Below are 6591 nucleotides of genomic sequence, written 5' to 3'. Positions count from 1 at the left end.
CTTGACGGCCCGGCCCCGGGGGCCTTTTCACACTCGGAGGGCGGCCGGGGGCCCGGCCACGCGGGGGGCTGGGGGAGTGGCCAGTGTGGGTGGGCGGCTGTCGGGTCGGTGGGGGGTGGGGCCGGGTATTGGCGGGCGTTTGTTTGGTGTGTGTCGGCTGGGTGGGTGGGGGCTGGGTTTGTGGCCGGGGCCGGTGGGGCGGGCTTGGGTCGGTTCGGGGTGCGCGGGAGTGGAGTGGGGCGGTCGGGCTGGGCTTAGCGGCGGATGGGTTGGTGATGGGCTGGGCTTCAGGCCCCGCTGGTCACTCTGGGAGTGGGGGATGCAAAGTCCGCGATTCCGGGCCGGGATGGGGTGGGTGAGGACTCGTGTGGTGGGAGAGGTGGAGGCCGGTCGTAGGCGTGCGAGTTGGGGGGACTTTGCATGGAGGTCCACCCCGTACGGGCGTGCACGGCCCGCTCTCCCCGCCCTCCCTGCCCTCGATGGGACGGGAGGTGGCTGGTGGGGCAGGGGAGGCGCCCCCCTCCCTTCCCCTGCCCCGGCCATCCAGGCATCCGGGCATGCAGTCATGCAAAGTCCGCTCTTCCCGTCCTCGATGGGGCGGGGAGGGACTCGTGTGACGTGGGGGGTGGTCGGCGGTGCTCTCGGGCGGGAAGTGAGCGGCGTTGGTCGGCTCGGGCTACGGCGGGGTGGGCTTCCAGATTCCTTCGCGGATCAGGCGTCGCTGCCGGGCTCGCTCGCAGATCGCCGTCACGTAGTACGTCAGGCTGAGGGCGGCGCCGAACGCGATGCCGACCATGACGTCCACGAGTTGTGTGCCGGGGGTGGCCGCGACCACGGCGAAGAAGAGCAGGCCGGGCGCCGCTGCCGGGGCCAGGGGCCGGCGAGCGGCGAATCGCTGGAATCGGGTCGGCGGTTGATTGCCTCCCAGGAAGCGATCAACTGCCCGGAAGCCCCTCGCCGGGGCTGGGGGGATCTTCGGCATACCGGCGAGCGTAGCGAAGCGCCCTCCATGGCCGACGCATGGATGACCAGGCCCCAAGCCGACGAACAGGCAGTGACCAGCGGGGCTTGAAGCCCAGCCCATTGCCGCCCTTCCGGCGCTGAGCCGAGCCCGACCGCCCCATTCCACTGCCGCGCACCCAGGACCGGCCGAAGCCCGTCCACCGGCCCGGGCCACAAGCCAAGCCCCCACCCACCCAGCCGACGCACGACAAACGAGGCCCGTCGATACCCGGCCCCACCCCCCACCGGCCTGACGGTCGCGCACCCACGCCAGCGACTCCCCTACCCCCCGCGTGGCCGGGCCCCCGGCCGCCCTCCGAGAGGTTTTTCGCACCTTCCAGCGCCGGGTCAAGGGTGGAGCGCAGCGGAATCGCGAAGCGACGCGACCGCAGGGAGCGCCCTTGACGCGGCGCTGGAAGGTGCGACTCTCGGAAAGAGGGCGGCCGCACCAGAAGCCCACCCGCACCCCCACCCCGACGAACCCAACCCTCCCCGAGCCCGAGCTCCCGGCCCAACCCCGTTTCCATCGCCCCGAGTTGTCCCCCACCCCGCCCTGTTGGCAAGGTGGATAACAACGCCCCCGGCGCGTTATTGTCCACCTTGCCGATAAGGCGACGGGGAGGGCAGGGGAGGGCACGGGAAGGCAGGGAGCGCGGATGACGGCGAAGCGGCGTAGGCGGAGTCCTGAGGAGGCTCGGGGGGAGATTCTCGATGCCGCCACCGAGCTCATCGCCCGGTACGGGCCCGATGGTGTCGGCCTGCGGCGGGTGGCCGAGGCCGTCGGTGTCACGCACGGGCTCGTGACGCACTACTTCGGCACCTACGCCGCCCTCGTCCGCGCCGTCCTCCAGCGCGAGAACGAGCGCAAGCGGGACCTCGTGCGGGAACGGCTCCGGGCCGACGGCCGCGTGCCGTACGCCGACGGCATGACCCGGGTCCTCTTCGAGATCCTCGGCGACGAGCGGTACGTCCGGCTCTGGGCCTGGTCCCAGCTCCACGACTGGGAGGGGGAGGCCGGCGGGGCTCCCGACGCCCCGACCAACCTCTCCCGGCTCGTCGACGCCATCGAGGACGGGGTCCGCAGCGTGCTGCCCGGGCCCGACGGCCCGGACCGGGAGCGGATCGAGATGGTCGTCCTCCTCGCCCTGTCCGGCGCGTACGGGTACGCCCTCGGCCGGCGTTACTGGCTCACCGACCTCGGTCACGACCCCGACGACCCGGGGCGCGACGCCACCTACCGCACGGCCCTCTCCTCCGCGCTCGCCGCCTACCTCCAAGGGTTGACGCCATGACACAGCACGAGCTCGACATCCTCGCCTCCGACCAGGAGCGGTACGCCGCCGAGGAGCGGCTGCGGTCCGCCGTCGAGAGCGGCCGGCTCCCGCTCGAACAGCTCTCCCTCCGCCTCGACGAGGTGCACGCCTCGCGCACCCGCGGCGATCTCGAAACCGCCTGCCGCGGCCTCCCCTCGCCCGGCCCCCGTGACGCGCTCGTCGTCGACCGGGCCCCCACCTCGGGCCGCTTCGTCGCAGGGGTCTTCGGCGGTTTCCACCGCAAGGGCCAGTGGGTCGTGCCCCCGCGCATGACGTTCTGGTCCATGTGGGGCGGCGGCAAGGTCGACCTCACGGAGGCGCGGTTCAGCAGTCACGACACGGTGATCCGGGCCGTCGCCCTCTGGGGCGGCACCAAGATCTTCGTCCCCGCGGACATCGAGGTCGACGTCCGGGGCTTCGGTCTCTTCGGCGTCTTCGACAAGCGCGCCGCCCGCCGCACCGGCAAGCCCGGCGTGCCCCGTGTCGTCATCAAGGGCCTCGCCCTCTTCGGCGCGGTCGTCACCCGGACGAAGGAAGCCGGGTAGCCGCTCGGTCGGAATTCGGTGTGAACTCCGCCGGAGGGGTTGGATTTCAGGGCGGGGGGCAGGGGCGGACGCCAACTCCGTAACTCCGTAACTCCGTAACTCCGTAACTCCGTAGCTCCGTAACTCCGGGAATTTCCCGGGGTGATGGGTGGGGTCGGCGCGAAGTCCGTCCGCCCAGGTCGTGCGTGTCTCGCCGGTCACCTTTGGCCATTGATTAACTCCCGACTCCCGCGCCGCAGTTGTTGACGAACTCGGCGGGAAATGGATTCGGAAAGGGAGGTGTTGGTGAAGAACGAAGACAGCACGCGGCGGCCGGTGAGTTCTCCGGCTCGCCGCACTCAACCTCGCCGGGCTCGGCGCGGGTGGAGGAAGGGGGACGGTCATGAAGCCGCCCATCGGTGTGTACGTCGTCGACCTCCGTACGGGGAGGATCGGCACCGTGATGGGGCACGAGGGGCCCTATCTCCAGCTCCGGCCCATCGGCGGCGGGCGCGAGTGGGACTGTGAGCCGGACGGGGTGCGGGTCGCCACGGCCGGTGAGCGGCTGAGCGCGGCGACCGCGCACGCGAACGCGCGGAGTCGGGGCGAGGTGCCCTGAGGGAGGGGTCGAACCCGGGCCGCGGGAGGGGCGAGCGGTGAGGGTCCCGGGCCGCTCTCCCCGTACGGGAGAATGGCTCCATGAGTCTGTTCCGCGACGACGGCATCGTGCTGCGCACCCAGAAGCTGGGTGAAGCGGACCGCATCATCACCTTGCTCACGCGCGGTCACGGGCGCGTACGCGCCGTCGCGCGCGGGGTGCGGCGGACCAAGTCGAAGTTCGGCGCCCGGCTCGAACCGTTCTCGCACGTGGACGTGCAGTTCTTCGCCCGGGGGAGTGAGCTCGTGGGACGCGGGCTGCCGCTGTGCACGCAGAGCGAGACGATCGCCGCGTACGGCAGTGGGATCGTCACCGACTACGCCCGGTACACGGCGGGGACCGCGATGCTGGAGACGGCGGAACGGTTCACCGATCATGAGGGCGAGCCGGCCGTGCAGCAGTATCTGCTGCTCGTGGGCGGGCTGCGGACGCTGGCGCGGGGTGAGCACGCGCCGCATCTGATCCTGGACGCCTTCCTGCTGCGCTCGCTCGCGGTGAACGGCTACGCGCCCAGTTTCGACGCCTGTGCCAAATGCGGACTTCCCGGGCCCAACCGGTTCTTTTCGGTTGGCGCGGGCGGAGTCATATGCGGCGACTGCCGGGTGCCCGGAAGCGTCGTACCCTCTGCGGAGGCCGTAGCCCTGCTCAGCGCGCTGCTCACTGGCGACTGGGAGACGGCGGACGCGTGCGAACCGCGTCACGTCAGGGAGGGCAGCGGCCTCGTGTCCGCCTACCTGCACTGGCACCTGGAGCGCGGGCTGCGCTCGCTGCGGTACGTAGAGAAGAGCTAGGAGAACCATCGCCATGGCCATCGCACGACTTCTCGGGCGCCAGCGCCGGGAGTACAGCACCCCCGAGCCGCACCCGTCCGGCGCCCGCCCGCCGAAGCTCCAGTCGGAGCTCGTGCCCGAGCACGTGGCGATCGTCATGGACGGCAACGGCCGCTGGGCCAAGGAGCGCGGTCTGCCGCGCACCGAGGGGCACAAGGTCGGGGCCGAGCAGGTGCTCGACGTGCTCCAGGGCGCGATCGAGATGGGCGTGGGCTCGATCTCGCTCTACGCCTTCTCCACCGAGAACTGGAAGCGGTCGCCCGAAGAGGTGCGCTTCCTGATGAACTTCAACCGCGACTTCATCCGCAAGTCCCGCGACCAGCTCGACTCCCTCGGCGTGCGGGTGCGCTGGGTGGGCCGCATGCCCAAGCTGTGGAAGTCGGTCGCCAAGGAGCTCCAGGTCGCCCAGGAGCAGACCAAGGACAACACCAAGCTCACGCTGTACTTCTGCATGAACTACGGCGGGCGGGCCGAGCTGACGGACGCGGCGCAGGCGCTCGCGGAGGACGTCAAGGCGGGCCGGCTCGACCCGGCGAAGATCACCGAGAAGACGATCCAGAAGTACCTGTACTACCCGGACATGCCGGACGTCGACCTCTTCCTGCGCCCCAGCGGCGAGCAGCGCACCTCCAACTACCTGATCTGGCAGAGCGCGTACGCCGAGATGGTCTTCCAGGACGTGCTGTGGCCCGACTTCGACCGCCGTGACCTGTGGCGGGCCTGTGTCGAGTTCGCCCAGCGCGACCGGCGCTTCGGCGGCGTGGACCCGGCGGACCTCGCCGTCCTCGAGAAGGGCTGAGCCGCCCGGCCGTGCGTAGGGCGAGAGGCCCGCACCGATTCGATCGGTGCGGGCCTCTCGTATGTCAGGTCGCCGGGCAGGTCACTTCGTCGCGCACTCCGCGCAGGTGCCGAAGATCTCCACGGTGTGCGCCACGTTCACGAAGCCGTGCTCGGACGCGATCGTCTCCGCCCACTGCTCCACGGCCGGGCCCTCCACCTCGACGGCCTTGCCGCAGACGCGGCAGACGAGATGGTGGTGGTGGTCGCCGGTCGAACAGCGCCGGTAGACCGTCTCGCCGTCGCTGGTGCGCAGCGCGTCCACCTCGCCCGCGTCCGCGAGGGACTGGAGCGTGCGGTAGACGGTGGTGAGGCCGACGGAGTCGCCGCGGTGCTTCAGCATGTCGTGCAGCTCCTGGGCGGAGCGGAACTCGTCGACCTCGTTCAGCGCCGCCGACACGGCGGCCCGCTGCTTGGTCGAGCGGCCTCGTACGGGGGGTCCTGCCGTCACCACGGGGGCCTCCTTGAATCTTGTCTGCCCCCGCCATTCTGCCAGTCCGCCGCCCCCCTGGGCCCGGACCGGGCTCAGACCTTCACGTCGTCGGCGGGGCGCCGGGCGCCCGGGAGCTCGGCGTCGCACTCCCGCGCGGCGGTCTCGGCGGCGCGGGCGCGGCGCCGGGCGAGCGGGGTCGCGAGGACCGTGAGGGCGATGAAGACCCCGATCGCGAGGAGCACGATCGTCGCGCCGGGCGGCACGTCCTGGTAGTAGGAGGTGACCGTGCCGGCGAGGGTGACGCCGGTGCCGATGACGACCGCGAGCACGAAGGTCGTGCGGAAGGACCGGGACAGCTGCTGGGCGGCGGCCACCGGGACCACCATCAGCGCGCTGACCAGGAGCAGGCCGACGACCCGCATGGCGACCGTGACGGTCACGGCGGCGGTGACCGCGATGAGCAGGTTGAGGAACCGTACGGGCAGGCCGGTGACGCGGGCGAACTCCTCGTCCTGGCTGACCGCGAAGAGCTGGCGGCGCAGGCCGACGGTGACGAGGACGACGAAGGCGGCCAGGATGCCGATGGCCGTGACGTCCTCGGCGGAGACCGTCGAGAGGGACCCGAACAGGAACGAGTTCAGGTTGGCGTTGGAGCCGGTCGGCGAGAGGTTGATGAGCAGCACGCCGCCGGCCATGCCGCCGTAGAAGAGCAGCGCGAGGGCGAGGTCGCCGCGGGTCTTGCCGTACGCGCGGATCAGCTCCATCGCGACGGCGCCGACGACGGCGACGGCGGTGGCCATCCACACGGGGCTGCTGTTGAGCAGGAAGCCGAGGCCGACACCGGTCATGGCGACATGGCCGATGCCGTCGCCCATCAGCGCCTGGCGCCGCTGGACGAGGTAGATGCCGACGGCGGGCGCGGTGATGCCGACGAGGACGGCGGCGATCAGCGCCCGCTGCATGAAGGCGAGCTGGAGGATTTCCATGGGTGCGG

The 6591-nt window shown here is 71.3% G+C and carries 8 protein-coding genes; 5 read left to right on the top strand and 3 right to left on the bottom strand.

Annotated elements, in window-relative coordinates; translation table 11 throughout:
• Positions 1-676: 676 nt before the first annotated feature.
• Positions 677-982, bottom strand: a complete 306-nt coding sequence (locus tag AB0Q96_RS23050; RefSeq protein ID WP_365328297.1) for a hypothetical protein — start codon at positions 980-982, stop codon at positions 677-679.
• A 676-nt stretch (positions 983-1658) separates the two neighbouring features.
• Here AB0Q96_RS23050 and AB0Q96_RS23045 point away from each other — a divergent pair.
• The 5 genes from AB0Q96_RS23045 (at position 1659) to AB0Q96_RS23025 (ending at position 5126) form a co-directional block, all read left to right on the top strand.
• Positions 1659-2294 (top strand): TetR/AcrR family transcriptional regulator, encoded by a 636-nt coding sequence (locus AB0Q96_RS23045; protein ID WP_365328295.1) that lies wholly within the window; start codon positions 1659-1661, stop codon positions 2292-2294.
• Positions 2291-2860 carry a DUF1707 domain-containing protein gene (locus AB0Q96_RS23040; protein ID WP_365328293.1) on the top strand — a complete coding sequence of 190 codons (570 nt, stop codon included), beginning with the start codon at positions 2291-2293 and terminating at the stop codon, positions 2858-2860. Before AB0Q96_RS23045 ends, AB0Q96_RS23040 begins: the two co-directional genes overlap by 4 nt.
• A 382-nt stretch (positions 2861-3242) precedes the next feature.
• Positions 3243-3458, top strand: a complete 216-nt coding sequence (locus AB0Q96_RS23035) for a hypothetical protein (protein WP_365328291.1) — start codon at positions 3243-3245, stop codon at positions 3456-3458.
• A gap of 80 nt (positions 3459-3538) precedes the next feature.
• Complete coding sequence (gene recO, locus AB0Q96_RS23030; protein ID WP_365328289.1) at positions 3539-4288, top strand: DNA repair protein RecO; 750 nt, start codon at positions 3539-3541, stop codon at positions 4286-4288.
• A 13-nt stretch (positions 4289-4301) separates the two neighbouring features.
• Positions 4302-5126 (top strand): isoprenyl transferase, encoded by an 825-nt coding sequence (locus tag AB0Q96_RS23025; RefSeq protein WP_365328287.1) that lies wholly within the window; start codon positions 4302-4304, stop codon positions 5124-5126.
• An 81-nt stretch (positions 5127-5207) separates the two neighbouring features.
• Here AB0Q96_RS23025 and AB0Q96_RS23020 read toward each other — a convergent pair whose 3' ends face one another.
• Together AB0Q96_RS23020 and AB0Q96_RS23015 are read right to left on the bottom strand one after the other, a co-directional pair.
• The gene (locus AB0Q96_RS23020; RefSeq protein WP_329420434.1) at positions 5208-5618 is read right to left on the bottom strand and encodes a transcriptional repressor; all 411 of its coding nucleotides are present in this window, start codon (positions 5616-5618) and stop codon (positions 5208-5210) included.
• A 71-nt stretch (positions 5619-5689) separates the two neighbouring features.
• Positions 5690-6583: a metal ABC transporter permease gene (locus tag AB0Q96_RS23015; protein WP_365328285.1), complete on the bottom strand. Its 894-nt coding sequence runs from the start codon at positions 6581-6583 to the stop codon at positions 5690-5692.
• Positions 6584-6591: the final 8 nt, after the last annotated feature.

Source organism: Streptomyces sp. NPDC093111, assembly GCF_040683955.1.
Classification (GTDB): domain Bacteria; phylum Actinomycetota; class Actinomycetes; order Streptomycetales; family Streptomycetaceae; genus Streptomyces.
Note: the sequence above shows the minus strand (reverse complement) of the source record. Positions and strands in the feature narration are given on the sequence as shown.

Excerpts from the sequence above, each read along its gene's own strand:
- AB0Q96_RS23050 (WP_365328297.1), bottom strand. The coding sequence starts at position 982 with ATGCCGAAGATCCCCCCAGCCCCGGCGAGGGGCTTCCGGGCAGTTGAT.
- AB0Q96_RS23045 (WP_365328295.1), top strand. The coding sequence starts at position 1,659 with ATGACGGCGAAGCGGCGTAGGCGGAGTCCTGAGGAGGCTCGGGGGGAG.
- AB0Q96_RS23040 (WP_365328293.1), top strand. The coding sequence starts at position 2,291 with ATGACACAGCACGAGCTCGACATCCTCGCCTCCGACCAGGAGCGGTAC.
- AB0Q96_RS23035 (WP_365328291.1), top strand. The coding sequence starts at position 3,243 with ATGAAGCCGCCCATCGGTGTGTACGTCGTCGACCTCCGTACGGGGAGG.
- recO (WP_365328289.1), top strand. The coding sequence starts at position 3,539 with ATGAGTCTGTTCCGCGACGACGGCATCGTGCTGCGCACCCAGAAGCTG.
- AB0Q96_RS23025 (WP_365328287.1), top strand. The coding sequence starts at position 4,302 with ATGGCCATCGCACGACTTCTCGGGCGCCAGCGCCGGGAGTACAGCACC.
- AB0Q96_RS23015 (WP_365328285.1), bottom strand. The coding sequence starts at position 6,583 with ATGGAAATCCTCCAGCTCGCCTTCATGCAGCGGGCGCTGATCGCCGCC.